The organism is Segatella sp., assembly GCF_977051555.1.
This window is the reverse complement of record NZ_CDRSSE010000044.1, coordinates 1-25,980: the sequence shown is the minus strand read 5'-3', so window position 1 is coordinate 25,980 and position 25,980 is coordinate 1. Positions and strand designations below refer to the sequence as shown.

Sequence of the window (25,980 nt, the reverse complement as noted above, 5' to 3'; positions counted from 1 at the left end):
TATGATTAAAACTGTGATTTTTGATATGGGTGGTGTTATCATCACTCTCGACGAGAATGAGGCAGGCAAACGTTTCATTGAGTTGGGTATGAAGGAGTTTGCGGAGAAGATGGACCCTTATAAGCAGGTTGGCTTGAACGGCCAGCTGGAAGAGGGCAAGATTTCCGAGGAGGAATACCGTCGGGAAGTGAGCAAGAAGATTGGCCGCGAGGTAACCTTCGAGGAACTGCAGCATTGCTGGCTGGGCTACATGAAGGAAATTCCAGAACGCAATCTGGTTACTCTCCGCAATCTGAAGAAGCAGGGCTACCGTGTGGTCTTGCTCAGTAACACCAACCCTTATGTATCAGCCTGGGTAGACAGCGAGGCGTTCTCTGGCGACGGTCATCCTATCGGCGATTATTTCGATGCGATGTACCGTTCTTATGAAGTAAAGTATATGAAGCCGGATGAGAATTTCTTCCGTTATGTCCTTTCTCAGGAACACATTCTGCCTGAAGAATGCCTGTTTATTGATGACGGTCCCCGCAACTGCTGCTCAGCCTCTGAGTTGGGCCTGTTTACTTATTGTCCGCAGAATGGCGAAGACTGGTGCGATAAGATTTACGAGCATTTGAAGTAATTATTTGTGGTGATTATTTGCGCTAAAATGCAAATAATTGCCATTTTATTTTGTGCTCTGCAATAAAAAATGTACTTTTGCAGTCGCAAATATTAAATACATAATACAATGATTAAGAAGAAAAGATGGCATTGCTTGCCAGGTCAGCCTCTAACAGAGCTCGACAAGCAGGTGATGTTTTGGGAAAACAAGGGTAAACTTGTTCCTACCCGTGACTTGATTAAAACTCCAGAACAGATAGAAGGCATCCGCAAGAGTGGTGTCGTAAATACCGGTTGTCTCGATGCGGTAGCAGAGATGATCCGTCCGGGAATCAACACCCAGGAGATTGATGATCTCTGCATGCAGTATTGCAAGGATCACAATGCCATTCCTGCGTGCCTCAACTACGAGGGCTATCCTAAGAGCGTTTGTACTTCTATCAACGAAGTGGTTTGCCATGGTATTCCTAAGGAAGAGGATGTGCTCGAAGAGGGCGACATCATCAATGTTGACATGACAACCATCGTAGATGGCTACTATGCTGACGCCAGCCGTATGTTCATTGTTGGCGGCAAGACTACTCCTGAGAAGGAGCAGCTGGTTCGCGTAGCCAAGGAATGCCTGGAAATCGGTATGGAGGTTGCCAAGCCTTACTCGTTTGTAGGTGATATCGGTCATGCTATCGAGAAGCATTGCAAGAAGTATGGTTATGGTGTGGTTCGTGATCTTTGCGGTCATGGCGTAGGTTGCCAGTTCCATGAAGAGCCTGAGGTTCTTCACTATGGTCATAGAGGCACGGGCATGCTGCTCGTTCCGGGCATGGTGTTCACCATTGAGCCAATGATTAACATGGGCACCTGGCAGGTATTCCTCGATGCGGACGATCCATACGGATGGGAAGTAATTACCGGTGATGAGAAACCATCTGCCCAGTGGGAGCACACACTCGTGATGACTGAAACGGGGGTAGAGATTTTGACACACTAGTGTTAGTTAATAGTTGATAGTTTATAGTTAATAGGGCATTCTTGCTTGAGTCTCATGGATAAGGTGGTTTATGCTATAAACTATAAATTATAAATTATAAACTTTGATATAATGAAGGATATATATATATTAGGTATAGAGAGCAGCTGCGACGATACCTCTGCCGCAGTGCTCAAGAATGGTGTGCTGCTGAGCAATGTAACCGCCTCTCAGGAGGTTCATAGGGCTTATGGAGGAGTTGTTCCGGAGTTGGCTTCCCGTGCTCATCAGCAGAATGTAGTTCCTGTCGTTGACCAGGCTATTGCGCGTGCCGGCATCAAGAAGGAAGATCTTTCTGCCGTAGCCTTCACCCGTGGTCCGGGTCTGATGGGCTCGCTTCTCGTGGGTGTGAGTTTTGCCAAGGGATTTGCCCGTTCGCTCAATATCCCGATGATAGATGTAAACCATCTGCAGGGACATGTGATGGCTCATTTCATCAAGGAGAGCGATGATGACCAGAGCGCACCTCCGTTCCCATTCATCTGTCTTCTCGTGAGCGGTGGAAATTCGCAGATTGTAAAGGTGAATGCCTACAACGATATGGAAGTACTGGGACAGACCATCGACGATGCAGCTGGCGAGGCTATTGACAAGTGCGCCAAGGTGCTGGAGTGGGGCTATCCTGGTGGTCCTGTCGTAGACAAGTATGCACGCCAGGGCAATCCTAAGGCATTCAGTTTCTCCGAACCTCATATTCCGGGGTTGAACTACAGTTTCTCCGGCTTCAAGACCAGTTTCCTCTACAGCTTGCGCAAATGGGTGGCTGCAGATCCTGATTTTGTAGAGAAGAACAAGTACGATCTGGCTGCCAGCATCGAGTTTACCATCGTTGATATTCTGATGAAGAAACTCCGCATGGCTGTCAAGCAGACTGGCATTAAGCATGTGGCTGTAGCTGGAGGTGTAAGTGCCAATAATGGTTTGCGCAACGCTTTCCGCGATCATGCCAAGCGCTTCGGCTGGACTATCTATATCCCTAAGTTCAGCTATACTACCGATAATGCGGCAATGATTGGCTGTGTGGGAACCTTCAAGTATCGTGATGGCGATTTTGCAACCATCGACTTGCCAGCCTATAGTAAAGTAACATTTAAGTAATTAAGAGTTTATAGTTTATAGTTAATAGGGCTATCTTGCTTCAAGGTGGTTCATGCTATAAACTATAAACTGTAAACTGTAAACTAAACAAGATGGAATTTGAAACAAAGATATTGAGCAAGGGCATCCAGGAGATGCTCTACAACAGTGACAAGACAGTAGGCACAGCGGAGAGCTGCACAGGCGGTCGTATCGCCGAGGCGCTGATTTCTGTGCCAGGTGCCAGCAATTACTTCAAGGGTGGCGTAGTAAGCTACACCAATGAGGTAAAGGAGAATCTTCTGGGCGTTAGCCATGAGGTTCTTGAGGAGCAGACTGCCGTTTGTGAAGAAGTGGCTAGGGAGATGGTGCTCGGCACAATCAAGACCCTGAATGTAGACTTCGCCATTTCTGCAACGGGCGTGGCTGGTCCTACGGGTGGAACTCCAGCCATTCCTGTGGGCACAATCTATGTAGGTTATGGCGATAAGAACGATGTTCGCGTAGTAAAACTCACAGAAGATTTCGGTCGCGACATTAACCTTGCAATTGCCACAAATACAGCGCTTAAAGGCATGCTCGAATTCTTGAAAGAACATGCTGAAGAACTTAAAAAAGAGGCTTAAATTGCTAATTTAAGGCTATCAAATATTAATAATCCTTAAAAGGCAGCGTTCTTTTAGGGATTATTTTGTTATTACCAAATAATTTTGTAATTTTGCACTCTGTTTGGAATAGGTATCAATTAACGAATTACAAAATTAAAGATAGAAATGTCTAAGATTTGTCAAATTACAGGTAAGAAGGCACAGTTAGGTTGCAATGTGTCTCACTCAAAGCACCGTACAAAGAGAAGCTTTGACGTTAACCTCTTCAGCAAGAAATTCTACTATGTAGAAGAGGGTTGCTGGATCAGCCTCAAGATCAGCGCTGCTGGTCTTCGTCTTATTAACAAAGTAGGTCTCGATGCTGCCTTGAATCAGGCAGTAAAGAAGGGCTATGTAGATTGGAAGGACATTAAAGTAATAGGAGAATAAATATCATGGCAAAGAAAGCAAAAGGTAATAGAGTACAAGTTATCCTCGAGTGCACTGAGCATAAGAACAGTGGTATGCCAGGTACAAGCCGTTACGTGACTACAAAGAATCGTAAGAACACTCCTGAGCGTCTTGAGTTGATGAAGTACAACCCAATCCTTAAGAAGATGACTCTTCACAAGGAGATTAAGTAAGCTTAGCTTACAAGTTTAATAATTTTATCAATTTAAATAGACTATGGCAAAGAAAGCGGTCGCTACCCTCCACGAAGGTAACATGGATGGTCGCGCATATACAAAGGTTATCAAGATGGTTAAGAGCCCTAAGACTGGTGCATACGTTTTCGATGAGAAGATGGTACCAAACGAGGCTGTTAAGGATTTCTTCAAGGATTAATTTCCTTGCAGATGATGCATCGTTGAATTAAGATTACATCAAAATTCAAATATAAAGATAAAGGTCGCTACCCAAATAGGGGAGCGACCTTTTTTTTGTATTACTTTTCTTAGGTCCCTAAAATAGTTTTTGGTTTCTTTCATATTGTCATTTGACGATATCTTATCGCCAAGTGACGGATCTTCTTGCATTTGACTTCTCTTATCACCGTTTAACGTCTCTCACAGCCTGGCTCTCTAACGGATTCTCCGGCCAGAAATGCTTAGGGTAGCGGCGCTTCAGTTCCTTGCGTACTTCGAAATAAGTGCCTTGCCAAAAACTTGCGAGATCCTGAGTAAGCTGAACGGGCTTGAAGCCGGGAGATAACAACTCAAGCAGAAGAGGCTGTTTGCCGGCATCGACAGTCGGTGTTGATGTCATTCCGAAACACTCCTGAAGCCGCACACTTAGAACCGGAGCTTCGGCTCCCTGGCGGTAATCGATGCGGATATTGCTGCCAGATGGCACACGGATGTGGGTAGGAGCAAGGCGGTCTATCTCCTGCTGAAGGTCGTAAGGAAGGATGTTCCATAAGATTTCACACAGGTTGAGTTTCTTCAGTTCAGCTACTGTCGTTTTCATCTTCCCGCCCTCTTCAAGATAGAATGGGAGCCACGCTTGGGCAGTTGTCAGGAGATGCTCTGTTGACAGGTCAGGAATCTCCAAGTCCGGATGCCACTCAGCTACTTGTGCCACGCGCTGTTGCAGGCGATGAACGGATTCGTTCCAATCGAACATGCTGAGTCCGTCTTTTCTGGCAGCTTCGCAGATAATGTCTGAAACCATTTCTCGGCTGGCATTCTGTATCGGCTTGCTTTCAATAATGAGCGCTCCTATACGGGTTTCCTGCTGCATCTTCACTGCCAGCGCTTTACTGTCCCAGGAAATATTCTCGCAGGTTTGCACCGGCAAGTCCTTCCAGTTGACGGGGGCAGAGAGAAATACTTTTCCCTTCCGACCCTGCGCAGGATTGGATGATGAGGTTGAAGAGAGGTTGAGTGATGCGATGGCAAGCCATTCGTTTGACGCCATGCTGTCATTTGGGTCGATGAAAATCGTGTTGCCATTTGACATCTTGAAGTTACCCGCATGGTCGGTAGCATGGGCGATGCGCTCCGGATAAGCTAGGGCGATGAGATAGCCCACTTCCTCAGCATCAATTGGCTCGTTGTCTTCCTTGATACGCAGCATCTTTCTGTATTCCTGTGCAATCTGAGCGATACGGTTCCAACGTCCCAGATTCTTCTTGCTGCGTGCTGAACGGAGGATAGAAAGGCGGAGCACCATGTCAGAATCCTCATTTTCGCCCATCGGGTCTTTTTCTTCCAGCAGAGCTGCAATGTCGCAGGCCAGGGCTTGACTTGTCGGAGAATCGCTGCTGATCATCATCTTGGCGATGCGCGGATGACAAGGAAGCTGGGCCATTCTGCTGCCTTCTTCGGTGATGCTGCCACTGAGAGCATGAGCATCATGTTCAGAAGTGAGGGCATTGAGCGACTTGAGAAGTTGCTGTGCCAGGACAAGGTTACCCTTAGGAGGAAGGGTGAGCCATGGCAGCAGTTCCGGCTTGTTTTCGCCGAAAGCAGCAATGTCGAGAACCATGGAAGAGAGATCTGCATCCAGTATTTCGGGCAGCCGTTGTTCAGGCATCAGATGTTCCGATGTCTGTGTCCAAAGCCGGTAACATACGCCCGATGTGATTCTGCCCGCACGTCCCCTTCGTTGCGTAGCCATATCCTGACTGATGCGAACGGTTTCGAGATGACTTAAGCCTGTGCGGGCGTCGTAAACCAGTTTCCGGCAGAGTCCGGAATCCACAACGATTCTTACCCCCTCGATGGTAAGAGAAGTTTCGGCGATAGGAGTGGCCAATACGATTTTCCGCTCGTCCGGCTTGGAAGGAGCAATAGCGAGCCGCTGCTTTTCAGGCGAGAGGTTGCCGTAGAGCGGATAGATTTCCGCAGAAGGCAAGGCAGAGCGGAGCAGTTCTTCGCATTTCATAATTTCCCCTTGTCCCGGCAGAAAGGCAAGAATGTCGCCTTCCTGATTTCTGAAAGCCTGACAGATGGTGGCAGCCATTTCCTGTGCAACCTGATATCTGTCGATGTCGTGGTCTGCATAAATGGTTTCTATCGGAAACATCCTGCCTTCACTCTCGATGAGCGGAGCGTGGAGCACCTGACAGATGTTTGAAGCATCAATGGTTGCCGACATGATGATGATTTTCAGGTCGAGGCGGATGATTTCCTGTGTTTGTCGGGCAAGCGCCAGCGCCAGGTCGGAGTTGATGCTGCGCTCATGAAACTCATCAAAGATGAGGCACGAAACGCCTTCGAGCGTAGCATCATTGACCAGCATTCGGGTGAGAATGCCCTCGGTTAGGACTTCGATGCATGTTTCTTCCGAAACCTTGCTTTCGAATCTTACCCGATAGCCGATGGTTTTGCCCACGGGCTCACCCAGAATCTGTGCCATCCGTTCGGCTATCTGGCGAGCTGCCAGGCGGCGCGGTTCGAGCATCAGAATCTTACCCTGACTTTTAAGATGTTCATGGATGAAGCCTTCCGATGCCTGATCGCTCATGCCCCGCAGAATGGTGAGTGGGAGGAGGGTAGATTTACCGGCTCCAGGAGGTGCTGTAATAACAAGGTTAGCCGACTCCATCAATGCTTCATTGACAGAGTCGGCTATCTGGAAAGCTGGCAGATGACCAGCTTGCTGTTCTATTCTATCTAAGTTCATTTCTTCTTATTTCACAAACTTCAGAAACTCTTTTTTCATTTCACAAACTTCAAAATCTCCTTGCTCTTTCTGCCCTTCTTGGCTGGAATCGGCATGAAGCCTTCTGTGAGTCCTGTTTTATCTGTCATAGTCTGGAAAACTGAGGCGGCATAGGAAGAGAGTTTTTTCTCTGCCAGTTCTTGCTTAATAGCATCCTCATCATAATCATCTGCATAGAGCAGAGTGTGCAAATCGTCAAGATATTTTTGCGGAATATTCTGATGCGGCATGCGGCTTTTTATCTGCATGATCTGTGCGATGATTGCCTGCTTGGTCTGGGCAGCGATAGCTTCTGCCTTTTGCTGTTCGAAGGCTGCCAGTGTCTCCTCATCCGTCTCCTGCCAATTCTGTATCATGGCTTCGGTTGTGGTAAGATGACTGTAGCCTGCATAGCGAATCAGGGCGATGTGCTTGTTCCAACCCTTCTTTTCGAGATAGCTTTTCTCCATAGGGGTAGTAGCTACTACGAGGTTAGCTTTGGCGTACATGGCTTTCTGATACATAGCCTGTTGCAGCGAGCGCTTCAAGTAAGGGGTGTTGCAGTTTCGCTCAGAAATATCGCCTAGTGGACAAACGATGTAGGGAATGTCCATCTGCTTAGCTTTCTTGGCTATCTGGGCTCCCTGCCATGTCCATGCTCCGATAATCAATACAATGTCGGCATCAGCCAGACTGTTGGTTATGTCGAGCTGCTTATTCAAGGCTTCGATGTATGGAAGATACATCTTCAGCAACTTCTTATGGTTGGAAATGAACAAATATACTTTCATCGTTCTGTCGATTATTTTTAACTGTTATTATTTCTGATAGACTGTTGCTTTCTTTAACCCTGTCTAGAGTTTATGAGAAGTGAAATCGTTTTTGTCAGCACGCCAGTAGCGCAACTTGGTAGCCAGATTTCTCCAGATAATTCCATATTCGAAGAATGGCAGTTTGAACATCGCTATTCCGTCATCAAAGTGTTTGATAGCCTTGTTGGCTATCAGCATTCTCACGATGAACAGCAGGAGAAAACTGAAACCTGCGCATCCTGTAAGAATCCAGTTCTTCATAAGGATAGAGTAGGCTGCTACAGCCAGCGTTGCTATCAGACTGAGATGCGGCATGAGATGGTCGAAGAACATGAGGATTCTCATGGAACCGGCTCTTTCCAGACTCTTGCGTGAAGCCTGCAGATAGAGGTGGGCATTATGCCAGCTCTTGCTCGATGGTGCTTCACGGATGAGCCATGCATCACAATCAAGTTCTGTAGCTGTATCGCCACAATGTGCATACTTGTTGACAAGAAAATCGTATTCGCCACGAACATATTCCAGGTTGCCCTGATAGCCCTGTTCCTTCATGAAGTCGCTCTTGCGGAAGGCTACGTTTGGCATGTGGCTGCGATAACCATAGGTCTGTTGGGCACGGCGCAAAACATAGTAAGCCTTGCGGATGCTGTCGAAACGGCGTACGCTCTTGGTTTCCTCATCAAGGGCTACATATCCCAATACCAGATGGTTAGGGTCCTGACATTGACGGGCCATGGTTTGCAGCCACTTGTCGTTGCTTGGGCGGCAATTAGGCTCTGTCAGAATAATCCATTCATGTTTGGCAGCCTTCACACCCAGTGTAATCTGCAATTTCTTGCGGCTCATGTAGCGTGAACTCTCAGGAATATAAGTATAATAAAGGTGAGGGTTCTCGGCAGCAAGGCGCTTCAGGAAATCTTGTGTTTCGCCATCTGTACTCTGGCAGACTACGATTACCTGATAGTCGGCAGCATACTGCTGACGCAGGAACATGGGGAGATTCCTCTCCAGTTCAGCCAGATTATCGTGTGCGGTAATGAGTATGCTGACAGGAGGTTGATTCTCTGCCGTTTCTGTTTTTTGAAAGCGCAACGAGCGCAGAAATGGATTTATCAGCGATCCGAGAACCGCCAATAAAACCACCACTGCGCCTGCTATTATAGTAGTTGTACTAATGATCATCATTTTCTTTTTCTCGTAATATAGAAAGTTAGAGAAAGGAGAATCCTATAAACTCTTAACTTTTAAACTTTCAACTATATTAAAAGTCTTCTGTAATATAACCCTTTGGTAACTGGCGGCAGTTATACTGGCTCGCCATGATCTCACCATAGGCACCGGCTGAGCGGAGGGCGATGAGGTCGCCGCGATGGGCTTTGTTGATGTCGACAGCCTTGCCGAAGACATCGCTAGATTCGCAGATAGGACCTACTACGTCGTAAGTTTCAACAGGCTCATCGCTTGAGATATTCTCAATCTTATGGTAAGCCTGATAGAGAGCTGGACGGATGAGGTCAGTCATTCCTGCATCTACGATGGCAAACTGCTTGGCTGTGCCCTGCTTGATGTAGAGCGTCTTGGTGATGAGAGAACCCATCTGGCCCACAACAGCACGGCCCAATTCGAAGTGAAGCTTCTGACCATTGCGCAACTTCAGTTTCTTAGCGTATGTATCGAAATAATCCTTGAAATCAGGGATTGGCTGTCGGTTTGGATGGTTATAGTCAATGCCCAGTCCGCCTCCCACATTGATGTTCTTCACAACGATGTGATGTGCTTCAAGCTGGTTCTGAAGTTCGTTGATACGGTTGCAGAGTGCCTCGAAATCGCCCATGTCGAGAATCTGGCTTCCGATGTGGAAGTGCAGTCCGAGGAACTGGATGTTCTTCATCTTGGCTGCTTCTTCGATAACAGATTCCATGTCGCGCATGGCAATGCCGAATTTGTTTTCTGCCAGACCTGTTGTGATGTTAGCATGCGTATGGGCACCTACATCCGGATTGATGCGGAAACAAACCTGCGCAATCTTATTCTGTTTTTCAGCCAGTTCGTTGATGATTTCCAACTCCGGAATGCTCTCTACATTGAAGCAGAAGATGCCTTTCTCCAATCCGAGGTTGATTTCCCAATCGCTCTTGCCTACACCTGCGTAAACGATCTTGCTGGCTGGGAAACCGGCTTTGATGGCTGCCTGAATTTCTCCTCCGCTCACACAGTCAGCTCCTAAACCAGCCTGACAGATAATATTGAGCACCTTAGGGTTAGCATTTGCCTTTACGGCATAGTGTACCTCAAAGCCCTCGTGCTTGCCAGCCTCTTCATTGATGGTCTTCAATGTCTGGCGCAACACATTGGTGTCGTAATAGTAGAACGGAGTCTGTATCTCCTGAAACTTATCTATCGGAAATGTACCTTTCATTTCGCTTAATCTTAAATTAATACCTTATTATAGTCAAATTAGAATATCCAATTTATTGTAAATCAGAATATCCAACGAAGAGTGGACAGGAAGCATTACATACGAATTCTTCTCTCTTCACTCTTCGTTCTTCACTTAGATTACTTCTCGAACAATACGTTGCTCAAGTTCTGCAATGCCTGCTTCTTATCTTTCTCTCTGATGAGGAATGAGATGTTGTAGTTAGAACCACCATAAGAAATCATGCGTACAGGAATATTCTTCATCGCATCGGTAGCGATGGTCTCGAAGCCAACGTTGCTCCAGTCCAAATCACCTACAACGCAGATGATACACATGTCTGAATCTACAGTTACTGTACCATATTTCTTCAGCTCATTTACGATGTCGTTAAGATGAGCATCATTATCAATACTCATGCTGACACCCACCTCAGAAGTAGCAATCATGTCGATTGGAGTCTGATAGCTCTCGAAGATTTCGAATACCTTGCGGAGGAAACCTGTAGCGAGCAACATGCGGCTACTCTTGATCTTGATGGCTGTGATGTTGTCCTTGGCAGCAACAGCCTTGATCTTGCCGCGTACAATGACATTGTCGATGATTGTACCATCGGCCTTAGGGTCCATGGTGTTCTTCAAACGGACAGGAATGCCTGCATACTTAGCTGGCTGAACACAGGTAGGGTGGAGAATCTTGGCACCGAAGTAAGCCAACTCGGCAGCCTCCTCGAAGTTCAACTGGCGAACAGCCTCGGTGTACTCTACGACACGAGGGTCGTTATTGTGCATTCCGTCGATATCTGTCCAGATCTGAATCTCCTCAGCAGGAAGAGCTGCACCGATAAGAGATGCGGTGTAGTCGCTACCGCCACGCTGCAGATTGTCAACCTCGCCGTATGCGTTGCGGCAGATGAAGCCCTGAGTGATGTAAATCTGATAGCCCTGGTTCTGCTCCATGATAGCAGCCAACTTCTCCTTGATGTACTGAGGATCTGGCTCTGCGTTCTTGTCTGTGCGCATGAAGTCTAATGCGCTGAGCAATACAGCCTTTACGCCCTGTTCCTTCAAGTAGTTTACAACCATGTTGGTGCTCATCATCTCGCCCTGCGCCACGATGCTCTTCTCCTCGAAAGAAGTGAAGAGGTCTTTGGTGAATGAGCGGAGATAGTTGAATTCGCCCTGCAAGAACTCACGAGTAGTATTTTTCATCTCCTCGGTAGAGTAGAGTTCTTCTACATGCTGCATGTATTTCTTCTCCAAGTTGTTGATTACCTCGTTGGCGCCCTCTGGATTCTTCTTGTAAAGATAGTCAGAGATTTCAACGAGAGAGTTTGTTGTACCGCTCATCGCAGACAATACGATGAAAGTTGGTTCACCTGATTCTGTAACCAAAGAGGCTACTCCCTTCATGCGCTCTGGTGAGCCTACAGAAGTACCTCCGAATTTCATTACCTTCATAGTCGTAATTTTATTTAATTATTTCACTTAATTATCTTCTCCATCCTCTGTGAGGTCGATGCGGTTGTACTCGTTGGTTACGTCGTAGAGCACACCTTCCTTACAGCGGTAAACGATGCCTGGGAATTTATCGAGCATCGGGATGTTATGGGTTGTCATCACAACAGCAGTGCCTTGTTTGGTGATGTCTTTCAGCAGACTCACGATGTTGCTGGCAGTCTCTGGGTCGAGATTGCCTGTAGGCTCATCAGCGATGATGATCTTAGGATTGTTGAGAATGGCGCGGGCGATGGCTACACGCTGCTGCTCACCACCTGAGAGCTCATGAGGCATCTTGTCGATTTTATCAATCATGCCCACTTCGTTGAGCACCTCTTCGATGCGCTTTTCTCTGTCTTTCTTGTTTTTCCAGCCTGTTGCCTTGAGCACGAATTCAAAGTTCTTGCGAACGGTGCGGTCGTGGAGCAACTGGAAATCCTGAAAGATGATTCCCAACTCCTTTCGCAGAGCCGGAATCTCCTTTCGCCTGATGGTCTTGAGGTCTCTGCCGAGAATTTCAGCCTTCTCGGTTTCGCCCTCTACAAGGTCTAGTTCGCAATAAAGTGTCTTTAATAGCGAACTTTTACCTGAGCCGACTTTTCCGATAAGGTAGGCGAATTCTCCTTCGTCAATATGAAAATTGATGTTCTGGAGCACGCACTTGTCGGCCTGATATATGCTGACGTTCTGATAATCTATTAACATTTTCTATTTTTTTCTCCTTAATGTTGTTTTGTTATTTCATTTCGCCCTTGCTCTTGGCAACGCGGCGTTTCTTATCCCATTCCGGATCGTGACGCATCTGAAGTTCTTTCACTACATCTTCTATTCTCAAGCCCTTGCTTGTGAGCAGAACGATGAGGTGATAGAGAAGGTCTGAACTCTCGTAAATGAGTTTCTCATTGTTTCCGTTTGTTGCCTCAATGATGGTTTCAACGGCTTCTTCTCCAACCTTTTGCGCCATTTTGTTGACGCCTTTCTTGAAGAGACTCGTAGTGTAGCTTCCTTCTGGCATTTCTTCGTGGCGCTTGTTGATGAAGTCCTGAAGTTCTGAGAGGAAGAGGATTGGGTTGAGTGTGTTCTCTTCTGCCCAGCAGGTGTCTGTGCCTTTGTGGCAGGTTGGACCATCAGGGTGAACCTTTACCAGCAAGGTGTCGTTATCGCAGTCGTTCTGAATACTAACGAGGTTCAGGAAGTTGCCTGATGTCTCACCCTTAGTCCAGAGGCAGTTGCGCGAACGGCTCCAGAATGTTACCTTTTTGGTTGCTATTGTCTTATCGTATGCTTCCTGGTTCATGAAACCAAGCATCAAGACGTTCTTTGTAACTGCGTCTTGGATGATGGCAGGAACCAGTCCGCCCAATTTTTCGAAATCTATTTTCATTTTATCTTGTTTTAATTTTCTTGCATTATTATATTCACGTGTTTCAATATTCTCACGTTTCTATATTCTCACGTTTCTATATTCTCACGTTGATTCCTTCTTCTCTCAGATATTTCTTGAGGTCAGGAATGGCGATTTCGCCAAAGTGGAACACGCTGGCTGCCAGGGCTGCATCTGCCTTGCCTAGGGTAAAAGCATCACGGAAATGCTCCATCTTTCCTGCACCACCTGAGGCGATGATAGGAATGCTTACTTCTTCGGCAAGACGGGCGAGGGCCTCGTTTGCGAATCCCTGTTTCACGCCGTCGTGATCCATACTGGTGAAGAGAATCTCGCCTGCACCTCGGTCGGCCACTTCCTTAGCCCAGTCAAACAGTCCTAGTTCCACCCGTTCTCTTCCGCCTTTCACATAACAGTGCCAGCCGTCAGAATCGAGACGTGCATCAATGGCGCATACGCAAACCTGTGAGCCATAATGGTTGGCAATCTCATTGATGAGCTCCGGATGTCGGATGGCAGCACTGTTGATGCTCACCTTGTCAGCTCCTGCGTTGAGCAGGCGGTCAACATCTTTGAGTTCATTGATTCCACCTCCCACAGTAAATGGGATATTGATTTCGGCAGCCACGCGGGTTACCATATCCGTAAAGGTTTTGCGCTCTTCGAAACTCGCTGTAATATCGAGAAATACGAGCTCATCGGCTCCAGCATCGCTATAAGCCTTTCCCAGTTCTACCGGGTCGCCAGCGCTGCGTAGGTTCACGAAGTTGGTTCCTTTAACCGTCTCACCGTTCTTCACGTCAAGACAAGGAACGATTCGCTTAGCCAATCCTTTGCTTTTACTTTGAACTTTCACCATTGTATTTAAATTCTTATCAATTGAAGCTTTAGCCCCTACAGGCGTGTCGAGAATAGCTCCGAGCTATTAACTGTCAACTATCAACTGTTAACTATTAACTAGTTTGTCAATATCGATTTTCCCTTCGTAGAAAGCTTTTCCAAATACTACGGCAGGAATACCTGCAGCTTCCAAAGTTTCGATGTCTTCGTTGCAACTCACTCCGCCTGAGGCGATAAGATGCAGTTGAGGATAGGCAGCCATTACTTCTTTGTAAAGTTCGATGGCAGGTCCTTGCAGCGTTCCGTCTTTACTGATTTCAGTGCAGAGAACGTAGCGTACTCCTTTATCGATGTACTTTTTCAGGAAAGGAAGGAGATCTTCAGAAGAATCTTCTTTCCATCCGTTGATAGAAATCTTTCCGTTTCTTACGTCGGCTCCCAGAATCAGGCGGTCGGCTCCATATTTGTCCAGCCATTGCATGAAGAGTTCTGGATTGGTGACGGCAATACTGCCCACTGTAACCATGCTTGCTCCTGCAGCAAAAGCCTTCTCAATATCTTCTTCGGTCTTGATTCCGCCACCGAAATCAACCACGAGAGAAGTTTCTGTGGTAATGGCCTTTAACACCGCATCATTTACGATGTGCTTTGACTTGGCTCCATCGAGGTCTACTACATGAAGGCGCTTGAAGCCCATCTGCTCAAACTGTTTTGCAACCTCGGCAGGATTGTCATTGTAAACCTTCTTTTGGTCGTAATCGCCTTTTGTAAGACGAACACACTGGCCATTTATCAAGTCGATAGCTGGAATTAATTCTATCATATTTATAATTTCTCTTTTATTTTATCTCTAAAAAGTTCTTTAAAATCTGTTCGCCTACCTTTCCGCTTTTTTCCGGGTGGAACTGACAAGTATAGAAATTGTCTTTGTGGAGCGATGCGCTATAAGGAAGAATGTATTCTGCCTTGGCAATGGTCTCCTCGCAGAGTGGTACATAATAACTATGTACGAAATAGGAGTAGGGATGAAGCAGCGCATCAGTGATAGACTTGTCTGAGTCTGAATCTATTCTGTTTCCGAACCCCTTATAAAGGTCTGTCTTCAAATCATAGATTTCATTCCATCCCATGGCAGGCACCTTGTCTTCGTGCTTCTGAGGTTGGAATCGTTTCACGTCAACATCAAAGATTCCGATGCAGTCTACGTCACCTTCCTCAGAATGGCGGCACAAGAGTTGCTGTCCCACACAAATGCCCAGGACGGGTTGCTTCAAGTCTTTGATTACTTGATCAAGCTGATGAGCCTTCAGATATTCCATTGCTTCTTTAGCCTGACCTTGTCCCGGGAAGAGCACACGGTCTGCCTTCTGGAGCATTTCTGCATCATCTGTCAGTACAGGTTCGATGCCTAAACGCTTCATGGCGTTGACTACGGAATAGATATTTCCGGCATTATATTTTACGATTGCTACATCCATAACCTAACGTAATTCATGTCTATTTCTTATTTTTCGATGCAAAGGTACACATTTTCTTTTAATTTAAAGAAAATAAAAGCAAAAAGATTACGAAATATAGTAGATTTCTTTCAGAAAGTTAGAAATATGGCGTGTTTTTACGTTTTCGTTAAGTGAAAAAGGAGCAATTCGATGTAAGCCAACATCCAATTGCTCCTTTTGAGGTGTTTATTTTGATAATCAAAACTTCTTAGTTTTCTTCTTCACTGTCTGCTGTGCGGAGAATGATAGAAGTTGCTCCGATGGTGAACAGGGTTCCGTCTTCGATAACGCGGCGTTCTCTGTCGCCCAGAATTTCATTGTCAACGAAAGTTCCTGTATAACTTGGTCCATCGCGGAGCACATATTTCAATTTGCCTTTCTTGTCGCGACTAACGTTGATTACGCAATGGTTCATGTCAACGCTTGGATCTACGGTTTCGATAGGGCAGTTGATTCCACTGTTCTTCATGTAGCGGCCGATGATGTTGTCGCCCAGCTGGAGCGGGATGACCTGCTTGTAAGCGAATACGTTCTCGATGACAACGATAGAACCGTATCCCTTCTCGTTGGCATTCTCGTCAAGCTTTTCTTCTTTGCGGGTTTCGCGGAGCTTTGAAACTCCCATTCGGATGCCAAACTGCTTATTGCAATTAGGGCAAACGAAAACGAGACTCTGACCAGCCTGATACTTGGTCTCATCGAAGGTGATAAAATTATCGCACTTAGGACAACGTACTCTTTTCATATTCTTATTCTTGCTTTTCTGTCTATATTATAATAATGTGTTGTAGAAGTTTCCGATACTCCTTGCTCTTGAGTCCTAGCTATAAACTATAAACTCTTAACTATCAACTATTCTTTCACTTTCGTAATCCAGCCGTCAGTAAAAGCATCATAGTTGTGTAAGCGGTTGAGAGCAGAATAAGCTTCGCCCTCGGTAGAGTAAGTTCCGTATATAACTTTCACATTATTATCTGTAATCAACACTCTGGCTTCCTTGAATCCCTTGTTCTGGAGGAGTTCAGCATAGCAGGCAGCATTGCGCTTGGTAACACGACTTGCCAAAACGATGCTGTAGTAAGAAGAAGCTGTTTGCAATTCATTGTCCTGAGCCATATTGGCAGATTTTGCAGGAATGCTTTCTTCTGCCTGTGATTCTGTACTGAGCACCAGTTCTTGAGGTTGAGCAACCTTATTTATCTCCTTAGGCATGATGCGGTTCAGCATGCCCGTGTCGATTTGGCTCTTCTGGACAGTTGGAGTTCCCAATGGAGAAGAGTAGGTGAAGAATGCAATGAGGGCGATGCAGGCTGCTGCAATATTGCGCAACCAGCTCTTCTTGATGCTGATGAACTCTGCATTTGATTCTTCTTCATCTTCATCGTTAACGAACACAGAATTGTTGACAGAGAGTCCGCTCTCCATCTTCTGGTTACTATCCTGATTCTTGACTTTGCTTTCTGTACGATTGTTCTCTATTGTCTTTGCAGGCATTTCTATGATTGAAGCAGCTGAATCTTCTGTCTTCTGAGCCTCTTCTGCAGAAATCTGCGCGAGTGGGAGCATGTTTAAGCCGCCCAAGCCATACAACTCAGGTGTAAGAATGCCCGCCTCACATGGTTCGAAGGTGTAGTTTCCGTCTTCGTTCAATATGATAGTGCCAATATCGTTCAGTTCAAATTTGCCTGAATTCTCCAATGTCTGACGCATCTCTGTCACCTCATCAGCAATGCGGTTCAATGCTTCCGGATAGCTGATGTCGTATGCTTCAACATACGAAAGTGCAAGGAGAGAATCGTTCATCTGGAGCTGTGGATTAAAGCCAATAGTTCTCAGCGGTGGCAAAAACATGCTGTCTCTGCCATCGTAACGCGCATCTACATGATGAGCCATGAAGCCACCAAATCCTGGGACAATCACGCAATCGTTGCTCAAAAGTAGGATCTCTATATGTCTTTCTAGTTTATTCACGTTTGCAAAGGTAGTGAATTTTTCGGAAATGACCAACAGAAAATGGAGAAAATTTTCGATGAAATCATAAAAAGTCTAATTTGTTTTGTCGTTTCGGGAAAAAGTATTACCTTTGTGCCTAAAATAAATAAGGTATATAAATCTATGAAATATACAGAGACAGAAATTGAAGGAGTCTGGCTGATAGAACCTCGGGTGTTTGATGATGCTCGCGGCTATTTCTTTGAAGCATGGAAGCAGGCTGAATTCGATGCTCACGTTGGAGGGCATGTGGAGTTTGTACAAGATAATGAATCGATGTCGGCTCGTGGTGTGCTCAGAGGTTTGCATTATCAGAAAGGCAGTTTCTCACAGGCAAAGTTGGTGCGTGTCATCAAAGGCCGCGTGCTGGATGTTGCTGTTGACTTGAGAAAGGGCAGCAAGACTTTCGGTAAATATGTAATGGTAGAATTGAGTGGAGAGAACAAACGTCAGTTTTTCATTCCTCGCGGTTTTGCCCATGGTTTCCTGGTACTGAGCGACGAAGCAATCTTTACTTATAAGGTTGACAACGTTTATGCTCCTGAACATGAAGCCAGCATTCATTGGGATGATCCTACCATCGGAATCAAATGGCCTATTGATGGTGTTGAGGTGCTTACGTCTGAAAAAGACAGAACCAAGGCAAAGTCTTTCGAAGAGGCTGATTATTTCGAGTAGAATTGGCACAGACTTTTACCGATTAATTTATTTATAGAACTCATCATGAAAAAGATAGTTAATTTATGGCTGCTCAGCTGTATCTTGACTCTTGTTGCTTGTGGGCAAAAGACTGAAAAGCAACAGGAGGTGAAGGAAGATGCGGCAGCTAAAAAGATGTTGCAAGGCATTTGGCTGAACGATGACGATGAGGATGATGTGGCGTTCCGCGTAAAGGGCGACACGATTTATTATCCTGATTCAACCAGTCAGCCTGTCTACTTCTATATTGCTGGCGATACGCTTGTAATGAAGGGTGCTAATATTGCAAAATATCCGATTGTAAAACAGGCTGAGCATATTTTCCAGTTTAAGGTACAGAATGGAGATATGGTAAAGCTGGTGAAGACGGAAGACAAATCGTATTTGCAGCAGTTCACCCACAATCATGCTTCTGTGGCGCTGAATCAGAACACGCTGATCAAGCGTGATACGGTGGTTGTAAGGGGAGATGAGAAATATCATCTTTACGCACAGGTTAATCCAACAAGTTATAAGGTCTACAAGAGTTCTTATAATGATGATGGAGTGGAGGTTGATAATGTTTACTATGATAATATTGTGAATCTGCATGTTTATCATGGTGCCAACCGTCTGTTCTCTCGAGATTTCCATAAGAAAGATTTCGATAAGCAGGTTCCTGCTTCATTTTTGGATCAGGCTATATTGAGCGACATCGTATTCAGTAAAATTGATGAATCTGGCATTCATTATCTTGCTGTGCTGGCAATGCCTGACAGCAGTTTGAGTTATCAGGTTGAGGTAATCATCTCCTTCGAAGGAAAAATGAACATGCGGGTTAAGAGCTAAAATGAAATAAAAAGTCGCCCTGAAAGGGAAAGCATTGAATGTAAGATGCTTTTCTCCTTTCAGGGTGATTTTTTTTGTTTTATGTACTTATTTTTGTTTTATGTACTTAACCCAGAGCGCAAGCTCTGGGCTAGATTTTAATTGAAGAATCCCAGCAAAGCTCCGGCTGCAACAGCAGATCCGATGACTCCCGCAACGTTTGGTCCCATGGCGTGCATGAGAAGGAAGTTGTGGCGGTCGTATTCCAGACCCAGGTTGTTGGAGATGCGCGCACTCATTGGAACGGCGCTCACTCCGGCGTTTCCGATAAGTGGGTTCAGTTTCTTACCTTTTGGCAAGAAGAGATTCATCAGTTTGACGAATAAAATTCCACTTGCCGATGCGATGATGAAAGCAAGAGCACCGAGAGCAAAGATCTTGATGGTATTTAATGTCAGAAACTCTGAAGCCTGAGTAGAGCAGCCTACAGTCAGACCGAGGAGAACGACGACAATATCATTCAAGCTGCTGCTTGCTGTCTTGGCGAGTCGGGTTGTCTTTCCACTCTCTTTCAGAAGATTTCCGAAGAACAGCATTCCTAGCAATGGCAAACCGGAAGGAACGATGAAGGTGGTGAGAAGCAGACCGATGATAGGGAAGAGAATCTTCTCTGTCTGTGAAACCTGACGTGCCGGTTTCATCTTGATAACGCGCTCTTTCTTGGTTGTGAGCAGTCGCATCAAAGGTGGCTGGATTACAGGCACCAGTGCCATGTAAGAGTAGGCGCAAACCGCAATGGCTCCCATGAGGTTCGGACTCAGTTTGCTGCTCAGGAAGATGGCGGTTGGTCCGTCTGCACCTCCGATAATAGCAATGCCTGCAGCCTGGTTAGGTTCAAACCCAAGTGCCAGGGCAATCATGTAGGCGCCGAAGATTCCGAATTGGGCAGCGGCTCCTATAAGGATGAGTTTCGGATTGGAAATGAGCGCCGAGAAGTCGGTCATGGCTCCAATGCCCAGGAATACGAGTGGTGGGTACCAGCCCTGTTTTACTCCCTGATAGAAGATGTTCAGAACGGAGTTGTCTTCGTATAAACCTATTTCGAGTCCTGCATCGGCACGGAATGGAATGTTGCCAAGAATGATTCCTAATCCGATAGGAACCAGGAGCAGCGGCTCGAAATCTTTCTTGATGGCGAGCCAGATAAAGAGTGCTCCCACCAGAATCATGATGATGTTTCCTGCCGAGGCGTTGGCAAAGCCCGTGAAGGTAAGAAACTCATTGAAGTTTTGTATGATGAAATCCATAATTTACTTTGAACTTTGAAAGTTGAACATTGAACTTTATGATTAGTCTTTTGATTGGAAGAGTAATCATTAGCTTTTGTCTAAACAGTTTATTACGCGATTGTAACAAGCGTGTCTCCTTCCATTACTGCGTCTCCCTTGTTCACGTTGATGCTGGTAATGGTTCCTGAAGTTTCTGCATCGATGTTGTTCTGCATCTTCATGGCTTCGAGAACGACAACAGTATCGCCTGTGTTCACCTTGTCACCGACTTTCACCTTGATTTCGTTGATAGTACCAGGCAGAGGGGCTACCACTGGCTTGCCAGAGGCAGCGGCTGCCGCTGGTTTGTTGGTTGTTGAGAAACTTGCATTTGTTGCAGAAGAAGAACTGTTGAATTCTTCACTCTTCACTCTTCGCTCTTCATTTAACTTCACTTTCTGCTTACTGCTCTTAACCGGCTGTTTCATCTCCACTTCGAATGGAATTCCATTCACGGTAACATTGGCGATATTGCCTTCAACATCCTGTATTTCAACGACGTAATCTACGCCTTTTACCTTATATTCGTACTTTGCCATAGTTTCTATATTTTAACGTTGTTATTGTTGTTGTTGAATTTCGGAGCATTCCATCTGGTCTGTTTTGGCTTGATGGTGATAATGCCGGATTCTACATCGTGAACATCTTCCAGATATTCCTGTAGTGCAAGGGAAATGACAGCCATGTAAATCTCCTTATCAATACCCTTGGTTTCTAAACCATCCTTCAGAATCACATTGGTCTTATGACTGAGGTCATGAGTAACCTCGATGGTCTTCTTTCCTGTCTTATATAATAAGGTGGCGTGCTTCTCTGTGGCACGGGCGATGCGCTGTTTATGTTTCATGTAGGCTCCGAATGCCCAGAACACGATGAAGAGGAGAGCGAGGCAGGCAAATACGATTCCCATAGAAAGTACGGCGATTCCTATTCCGTAGGGATCTTGTTTCTTCAGAAGCTGAGACTTGCTCAAACCTGCGTTTTGTGGCAGATAACCCGGAGTGATGAATCCGTCAGTCGCCTTGTCCCATGTCTTGAAATCACTGCTCAGTGCATAGCTTTCGTTGGCTTCCAATACAGGCACACTCACGGAGTCTATCAGGTCAACAGCGTTTCCATCATAAAGTGCTATCCAATTGGGCTTCTTTTCCATGATAAGAAGATTGAGATGAAAAGGACCTGGATTGGAAGCATCCGGAGTTTTAAATGGCTTTCCGGACCAGGCGTCTACCCACCAGTTACTTTGGTCGAAGATGACAATGCTCTTCTTGCCGCCCAGCATGGTTCGCGGTTCATTGTTCGGCAACGGATACATCATTTGCCGACGTACTTCGGGCGACAGGTTCTTGTTGAGAACTCGGCGGTCGGTGGTTAGGAACATACCACGCACGTTGTACGTGGTAAAGGAGGAATTGCTCAATTCCACCCATGGTTTGTGCTCACCGTACTCATCTACAAGATTGGTACGGTTGTCGGTCATCACCTCCGTAATACGGATGCTTTTGGCTCCTTGGCTCCAAGCGGGCAAGGAAGTGATGACTAGCATGGTTATCAGAAATCCCAATTTCTTCATACGCTTACTAACGTTTATAGGGTTATTGTTTCATGTTTCGAAAAAATCTGCATCATGTAGGAACGATTGCTGTTCCTAGAAGATTCGTTAGGTTTATTTCTTGTGCTCAAAGGTACGAAGTTTTTCTGAAAAGACAACAAAAAAGGTGCACAAATTTTTATCTTTGTGCACCTCTTTTATAATTTATAACTATTTCCAGTTGTTTTGTTAACTTTTGTAAGTCTTACGCTCCGCAGAAGAACAGCACCACTATCTGGGCTGTAAAGATACGGAGGAACATGCTCAATGGATAAACCGTAGAGTAACCTACAGCTGGAGCCTCCTTAGAGCAAGAAGCATTTGCATAAGCCAAAGCTGGAGGGTCGGTGTAAGTACCGGCAAGCATACCCATGATGGTGAAGTAGTTGAACTTAAACTTCAGGCGGGCGATAGTACCGATGATGAGGATAGGAATAACGGTGATGAGGAAACCACATCCCACATATTTCAAACCGTCACCCTGAACTACTGTGTCCCAGAATCCGGCACCAGCCTTGATTCCCACACTCGCCAGGAAGAGCACAAGTCCTATTTCTCGCAGCATCATGTTGGCTGATGTTGTCGTATAAGTTACCAGCTTCATGCGATAGCCGAAACGGCCGATGAGAATAGCGATGATCAGCGGACCACCGGCAATACCCAACTTCAAAGGCACTGGCATTCCCGGAATGGCAAATGGGAGAGAACCGAAGATAATACCTACCATAATGCCCACGAAGATAGTAGCAATGTTAGGCGCATCGAGGCGCTTTACAGAGTTACCCATGATTTCAGCCACACGGTTCACATTCTCTTCAGGACCTACAACCAGAATCCTGTCACCTACGTGGAAGTGGTGGTTTCTGCCGGCAAAGATGTCCATTCCCTGACGGGAAATACGGGTTACGTTAACGCCGTATACGCTGGAGAAGTGCATCTTGCCCAAGGTCTTACCATTCATTTCTGGACGGGTAACGATGATACGGCGAGAAACAAAGTGCTGTACTTCGTCCTTCTCGCGGTCCCATTCTGCTTCAACTTCAGGTCCGATAAAAGCCTTGATGGCTTCTGCATCAGCCTCTGCACATACAACGAGCAATTCATCTCCAACCTCAAATTTAGTCTTGCTGTTAGGAATGCTTACCTCGCCATTGTGGAGCAGTCGTGAACATACAATGTCACGGTTCAGGAACTCAGAGACTTCTCTTAGGGTTCTGCCTGTAATGTAAGAATTTTCTACGCGCAAGTGCATGTTGTGCGCCTTAGCGTGAGGGTTAGCAGCATCTTCTTCGTTAAGCTGTTCTTCCTCATCAGCAGTATTAATCTTGCAGATGTACTTGATAAGGATAGTAGCACCAATAATGCCAACCACACCAAGAGGATAAGCACAAGCATAACCATTGGCAATACTTGGAGCGCCATTAGGGAAGACGCTGAGCAAAGCCTCGTTGGCAGCACCAAGACCCGGAGTATTGGTAACCGCACCATAGAGAGTACCAACCATCATAGGCAGGTTGTTAGGGTTGCTTGTATCGAAGAAGAGATAATAGCAACCAAACATCACGAGGATGTTGAGCAGAATAGCGCTAGCCGAAAGCATGTTGAGCGTAACACCACCTTTCTTGAAACTCTCAAAGAAACCAGGTCCTACCTGGAGACCAATCATGAAGACGAAGAGGATCAATCCGAAGTCTTGCACGAATGTGAGAATTTCCTTTGGACCGGTGAAGCCAACGTGGCCAGCCAAAATACCTGCGAAGAGAACGAAGGTGACGCCTAACGAAATGCCGCCAATCTTTATCTTTCCGAGGTAAACACCAATAGCTATCACGATAGCGTAGAGTAGGGCGATGTGAGCCACCGACTCGGTATTGGTGAAGAGATTAACAATCCAATCCATGTATTCGTTTTAAAATCAGAAAATTATATTCCTGTAGTTTACCAAATTATTTTAGAATTTATGTTTTCTGTTGCTTGTTTTAAATGAAAAATACAGTTCTGTTTATAGAGAGAATCTGTAGATTATTAGGGGATTCAGTTAAAACCGAAAATTGGAGGACATCACATAGGATGCCCTCCAACCTATTTTTTTTGTAAAAATCAAGCCCTTTTTTCAAATGGCTTTCTTTTAAACATAAGATTACTTCTCGATAGCTGCTACACCTGGCAATACCTTGCCCTCGATAGCCTCGAGGAGAGCACCACCACCTGTAGAGATGTAAGAAACCTGATCAGCCAAACCGAACTTGTTGATACAAGCTACAGAGTCACCACCACCGATGAGTGAGAATGCACCTTCCTTAGTAGCCTCAGCGATTGCGTCAGCGATAGCCTTAGAACCACCAGCGAAGTTGTCGAACTCGAATACACCTGCAGGACCGTTCCAGAGGATAGTCTTAGCACCCTTGATGGCAGCTGCGAAAGCCTTGCGAGTCTCAGGACCTGCGTCCATACCCTCCCATCCGTCAGGGATGTTGTTAGATGGGCAAACCTGAGTATTGCAATCGTTCTTGAAGTCATCACCGCAGATAGAGTCTGTGCCGAGTACGAGGTTTACACCGTTCTCCTTAGCCTTCTTGATTACGTCGAGAGCAACGTCGAGCTTGTCATCCTCGCAGATAGACATACCGATTTTGCCACCGAGAGCCTTAGAGAATGTATAAGTCATACCACCGCAGAGAATCAGGTTGTCAACCTTAGTCAACAGGTTCTCGATGATACCGATCTTGGTAGAAACCTTAGAACCACCCATGATAGCTGTGAATGGGCGCTTGATGTTGCCGAGAACTGCGTCAACAGCCTTAACCTCTTTCTCCATGAGGAAGCCGAGCATCTTGTGATCCTTGTCGAAAGAATCAGCGATGACAGCTGTAGAAGCGTGCTTGCGGTGAGCAGTACCGAATGCGTCCATTACATATACGTCAGCGTAAGAAGCCAACTTAGCAGCGAACTTCTTCTGACGCTCCTTCATCTCAGCCTTAGCAGCATCGAACTCAGGAGTACCCTTCTCAACGCCAACTGGCTTGCCTTCCTCTTCAGGATAGAAGCGGAGGTTCTCGAGCAAGAGAGCCTCGCCAGCCTTCAAGGCAGCAGCCTCTGCATCAGCGTTACCGCAGTCCTTAGCGAACTTAACGTCTACGCCGAGAGCGTCTGATACGTTCTTAACAATCTGAGAGAGAGAAAGCTCTGGTTTAACCTTGCCCTTTGGCTTACCCATGTGGCTCATCATGATGAGCGCACCGCCGTCTGCAAGTACCTTCTTCAATGTAGGAAGGGCACCGCGGATACGAGTGTCGTCTGTTACATTACCATTTTCATCCAATGGCACGTTGAAGTCAACGCGCACGATTGCCTTGTGACCGGCAAAGTTAAAATCTTCAATTTTCATTTTACCTAAATTTTTATATTAGTATCTTGTTATTAACCCTGTTTACTGCTGAAACGACCTTTGCCCTACGACTAGTGAGCTTATCAGGCTCCTATGTGCATACTATATAAAATAGGAGTGGTGTCGGGTCGTAACAAACTCTTTCCGTAGGCAAAAGTAACAAAAATAATCGGTACTACCAAATCTTTCTGCTACGATTTAAAGATTTTTTGTGGTAGATAAGCATTTTTGCCATGTATAGATAGCAAATTGAGGAAGGTAAGAATGGAAAAGTTCTCAGGATTCTCATTTTTAGGGGTGTCTTTACTTGATTACAAAGTGTGATGCAAAAGTAGTGAATTCTAGAGATACTAGCAAGCTAATTCATAAAACTTATATAATATTAACAGATTTTTTTACTGCTGTACGCAAACTGTTACCTCTGCTTTTCGGAAAATGATCTAGATTATCTTTATAATTTTATTATAATGAGTTTAAACGTATTACTATTTGTGTATTGCCGTTGGTGAATTATCCACACTTTGTAATCAAGTGTAGATATTAATAGAATAAATTTTTATAGTTTTTTGAAAGTTTAAAATAATAATGGTATGAGGCTCTTGTTTAAATACATACTATCCTTACTGCTGGTGTTCCCTTCGATGGATGCCGATGCCCAGCGTATAGCTGTCAAAACCAATATGTTATACGATGTGGTAGGCGTGGCTTCGCTCGGAGCTGAGCTCAAAACCTCCAAGCATTCATCCCTCAGCTTGATGGGAACCTATAATCCCTTGAAGTATG

Annotated in this window: 27 protein-coding genes; 10 read left to right on the top strand and 17 right to left on the bottom strand. The window is 45.6% G+C overall.

The features are described 5' to 3' along the window. The first annotated feature begins 1 nt into the window (after position 1). The 7 genes from ACWJAO_RS10475 to ACWJAO_RS10445 all read left to right on the top strand — a co-directional run bounded on the left by ACWJAO_RS10475 (position 2) and on the right by ACWJAO_RS10445 (position 4,140). A complete protein-coding gene (locus tag ACWJAO_RS10475; protein ID WP_449140205.1) occupies positions 2-622 on the top strand; it encodes an HAD family hydrolase in 621 nt (206 codons plus the stop codon). A 108-nt stretch (positions 623-730) separates the two neighbouring features. Further along, positions 731-1,591, top strand: a complete 861-nt coding sequence (gene map / locus ACWJAO_RS10470; RefSeq protein ID WP_153093991.1) for a type I methionyl aminopeptidase — start codon at positions 731-733, stop codon at positions 1,589-1,591. 111 nt (positions 1,592-1,702) lie between these two features. Continuing rightward, positions 1,703-2,728, top strand: coding sequence for a tRNA (adenosine(37)-N6)-threonylcarbamoyltransferase complex transferase subunit TsaD (gene tsaD, locus ACWJAO_RS10465; protein WP_449140204.1), 1,026 nt, complete (start codon positions 1,703-1,705; stop codon positions 2,726-2,728). A 92-nt stretch (positions 2,729-2,820) separates the two neighbouring features. Further along, positions 2,821-3,333: a CinA family protein gene (locus ACWJAO_RS10460; protein WP_118085826.1), complete on the top strand. Its 513-nt coding sequence runs from the start codon at positions 2,821-2,823 to the stop codon at positions 3,331-3,333. Between the two features lie 147 nt (positions 3,334-3,480). Then, positions 3,481-3,744: a 50S ribosomal protein L28 gene (rpmB, locus tag ACWJAO_RS10455; protein WP_006849044.1), complete on the top strand. Its 264-nt coding sequence runs from the start codon at positions 3,481-3,483 to the stop codon at positions 3,742-3,744. 5 nt (positions 3,745-3,749) lie between these two features. Beyond that, on the top strand, positions 3,750-3,938 hold the full coding sequence (gene rpmG / locus ACWJAO_RS10450) for a 50S ribosomal protein L33 (protein WP_006849045.1): 189 nt from the start codon (positions 3,750-3,752) through the stop codon (positions 3,936-3,938). Between the two features lie 43 nt (positions 3,939-3,981). After that, positions 3,982-4,140 carry a DUF4295 domain-containing protein gene (locus ACWJAO_RS10445; protein ID WP_006849046.1) on the top strand — a complete coding sequence of 53 codons (159 nt, stop codon included), beginning with the start codon at positions 3,982-3,984 and terminating at the stop codon, positions 4,138-4,140. Positions 4,141-4,344: 204 nt separating this feature from the next. On the opposite strand, the gene hrpB is transcribed toward ACWJAO_RS10445, so the two are convergent. The 12 genes from hrpB to ACWJAO_RS10385 form a co-directional block, all read right to left on the bottom strand. Continuing rightward, entirely contained in the window at positions 4,345-6,921 is a 2,577-nt protein-coding gene (hrpB, locus tag ACWJAO_RS10440) for an ATP-dependent helicase HrpB (protein ID WP_449140203.1), read from the bottom strand. A 35-nt stretch (positions 6,922-6,956) separates the two neighbouring features. Continuing rightward, entirely contained in the window at positions 6,957-7,730 is a 774-nt protein-coding gene (locus ACWJAO_RS10435) for a hypothetical protein (RefSeq protein WP_449140202.1), read from the bottom strand. 63 nt (positions 7,731-7,793) lie between these two features. After that, the gene (locus tag ACWJAO_RS10430; protein ID WP_449140201.1) at positions 7,794-8,936 is read right to left on the bottom strand and encodes a glycosyltransferase family 2 protein; all 1,143 of its coding nucleotides are present in this window, start codon (positions 8,934-8,936) and stop codon (positions 7,794-7,796) included. 76 nt (positions 8,937-9,012) lie between these two features. After that, complete coding sequence (gene lysA / locus ACWJAO_RS10425) at positions 9,013-10,170, bottom strand: diaminopimelate decarboxylase (protein WP_449140200.1); 1,158 nt, start codon at positions 10,168-10,170, stop codon at positions 9,013-9,015. Positions 10,171-10,310: 140 nt separating this feature from the next. Then, the gene (locus tag ACWJAO_RS10420; RefSeq protein WP_449140199.1) at positions 10,311-11,630 is read right to left on the bottom strand and encodes an aspartate kinase; all 1,320 of its coding nucleotides are present in this window, start codon (positions 11,628-11,630) and stop codon (positions 10,311-10,313) included. Between the two features lie 27 nt (positions 11,631-11,657). Further along, positions 11,658-12,374 carry an ATP-binding cassette domain-containing protein gene (locus tag ACWJAO_RS10415; protein WP_203069009.1) on the bottom strand — a complete coding sequence of 239 codons (717 nt, stop codon included), beginning with the start codon at positions 12,372-12,374 and terminating at the stop codon, positions 11,658-11,660. A gap of 31 nt (positions 12,375-12,405) precedes the next feature. Beyond that, complete coding sequence (gene hisIE, locus ACWJAO_RS10410; RefSeq protein WP_449140209.1) at positions 12,406-13,101, bottom strand: bifunctional phosphoribosyl-AMP cyclohydrolase/phosphoribosyl-ATP diphosphatase HisIE; 696 nt, start codon at positions 13,099-13,101, stop codon at positions 12,406-12,408. Positions 13,102-13,129: 28 nt separating this feature from the next. Continuing rightward, complete coding sequence (gene hisF, locus ACWJAO_RS10405) at positions 13,130-13,912, bottom strand: imidazole glycerol phosphate synthase subunit HisF (protein WP_449140198.1); 783 nt, start codon at positions 13,910-13,912, stop codon at positions 13,130-13,132. An 87-nt stretch (positions 13,913-13,999) separates the two neighbouring features. After that, positions 14,000-14,716 (bottom strand): 1-(5-phosphoribosyl)-5-[(5-phosphoribosylamino)methylideneamino]imidazole-4-carboxamide isomerase, encoded by a 717-nt coding sequence (gene hisA / locus ACWJAO_RS10400; protein ID WP_449140197.1) that lies wholly within the window; start codon positions 14,714-14,716, stop codon positions 14,000-14,002. 16 nt (positions 14,717-14,732) lie between these two features. Further along, positions 14,733-15,371: an imidazole glycerol phosphate synthase subunit HisH gene (hisH, locus tag ACWJAO_RS10395; protein ID WP_449140196.1), complete on the bottom strand. Its 639-nt coding sequence runs from the start codon at positions 15,369-15,371 to the stop codon at positions 14,733-14,735. Positions 15,372-15,600: 229 nt separating this feature from the next. Then, positions 15,601-16,137, bottom strand: coding sequence for an FHA domain-containing protein (locus ACWJAO_RS10390; protein ID WP_006846465.1), 537 nt, complete (start codon positions 16,135-16,137; stop codon positions 15,601-15,603). Between the two features lie 107 nt (positions 16,138-16,244). Then, positions 16,245-17,327 carry an HU domain-containing protein gene (locus ACWJAO_RS10385; protein ID WP_449140195.1) on the bottom strand — a complete coding sequence of 361 codons (1,083 nt, stop codon included), beginning with the start codon at positions 17,325-17,327 and terminating at the stop codon, positions 16,245-16,247. 180 nt (positions 17,328-17,507) lie between these two features. On the opposite strand from ACWJAO_RS10385, the gene rfbC reads away from it, so the two are divergent. Both rfbC and ACWJAO_RS10375 read left to right on the top strand, forming a co-directional pair. Continuing rightward, entirely contained in the window at positions 17,508-18,062 is a 555-nt protein-coding gene (gene rfbC / locus ACWJAO_RS10380) for a dTDP-4-dehydrorhamnose 3,5-epimerase (protein ID WP_449140194.1), read from the top strand. A 45-nt stretch (positions 18,063-18,107) separates the two neighbouring features. Continuing rightward, positions 18,108-18,911, top strand: a complete 804-nt coding sequence (locus ACWJAO_RS10375; protein WP_449140193.1) for a DUF4738 domain-containing protein — start codon at positions 18,108-18,110, stop codon at positions 18,909-18,911. Between the two features lie 137 nt (positions 18,912-19,048). Here the strand turns inward: ACWJAO_RS10375 and ACWJAO_RS10370 are convergent, their stop codons facing one another. The 5 genes from ACWJAO_RS10370 to ACWJAO_RS10350 all read right to left on the bottom strand — a co-directional run bounded on the left by ACWJAO_RS10370 (position 19,049) and on the right by ACWJAO_RS10350 (position 25,197). Further along, on the bottom strand, positions 19,049-20,197 hold the full coding sequence (locus ACWJAO_RS10370) for a sodium ion-translocating decarboxylase subunit beta (RefSeq protein ID WP_449140192.1): 1,149 nt from the start codon (positions 20,195-20,197) through the stop codon (positions 19,049-19,051). Positions 20,198-20,289: 92 nt separating this feature from the next. Further along, a complete protein-coding gene (locus ACWJAO_RS10365) occupies positions 20,290-20,757 on the bottom strand; it encodes a biotin/lipoyl-containing protein (protein ID WP_449140191.1) in 468 nt (155 codons plus the stop codon). Between the two features lie 5 nt (positions 20,758-20,762). Next, positions 20,763-21,791 (bottom strand): OadG family protein, encoded by a 1,029-nt coding sequence (locus ACWJAO_RS10360; RefSeq protein ID WP_449140190.1) that lies wholly within the window; start codon positions 21,789-21,791, stop codon positions 20,763-20,765. Positions 21,792-22,014: 223 nt separating this feature from the next. After that, positions 22,015-23,709 (bottom strand): putative transporter, encoded by a 1,695-nt coding sequence (locus tag ACWJAO_RS10355; RefSeq protein ID WP_449140189.1) that lies wholly within the window; start codon positions 23,707-23,709, stop codon positions 22,015-22,017. A 240-nt stretch (positions 23,710-23,949) separates the two neighbouring features. Next, positions 23,950-25,197, bottom strand: a complete 1,248-nt coding sequence (locus ACWJAO_RS10350) for a phosphoglycerate kinase (protein WP_287876016.1) — start codon at positions 25,195-25,197, stop codon at positions 23,950-23,952. Between the two features lie 590 nt (positions 25,198-25,787). On the opposite strand from ACWJAO_RS10350, the gene ACWJAO_RS10345 reads away from it, so the two are divergent. After that, positions 25,788-25,980 (top strand): DUF3575 domain-containing protein (locus ACWJAO_RS10345; protein WP_449140188.1); only part of this gene is annotated, 193 nt, incomplete at its 3' end.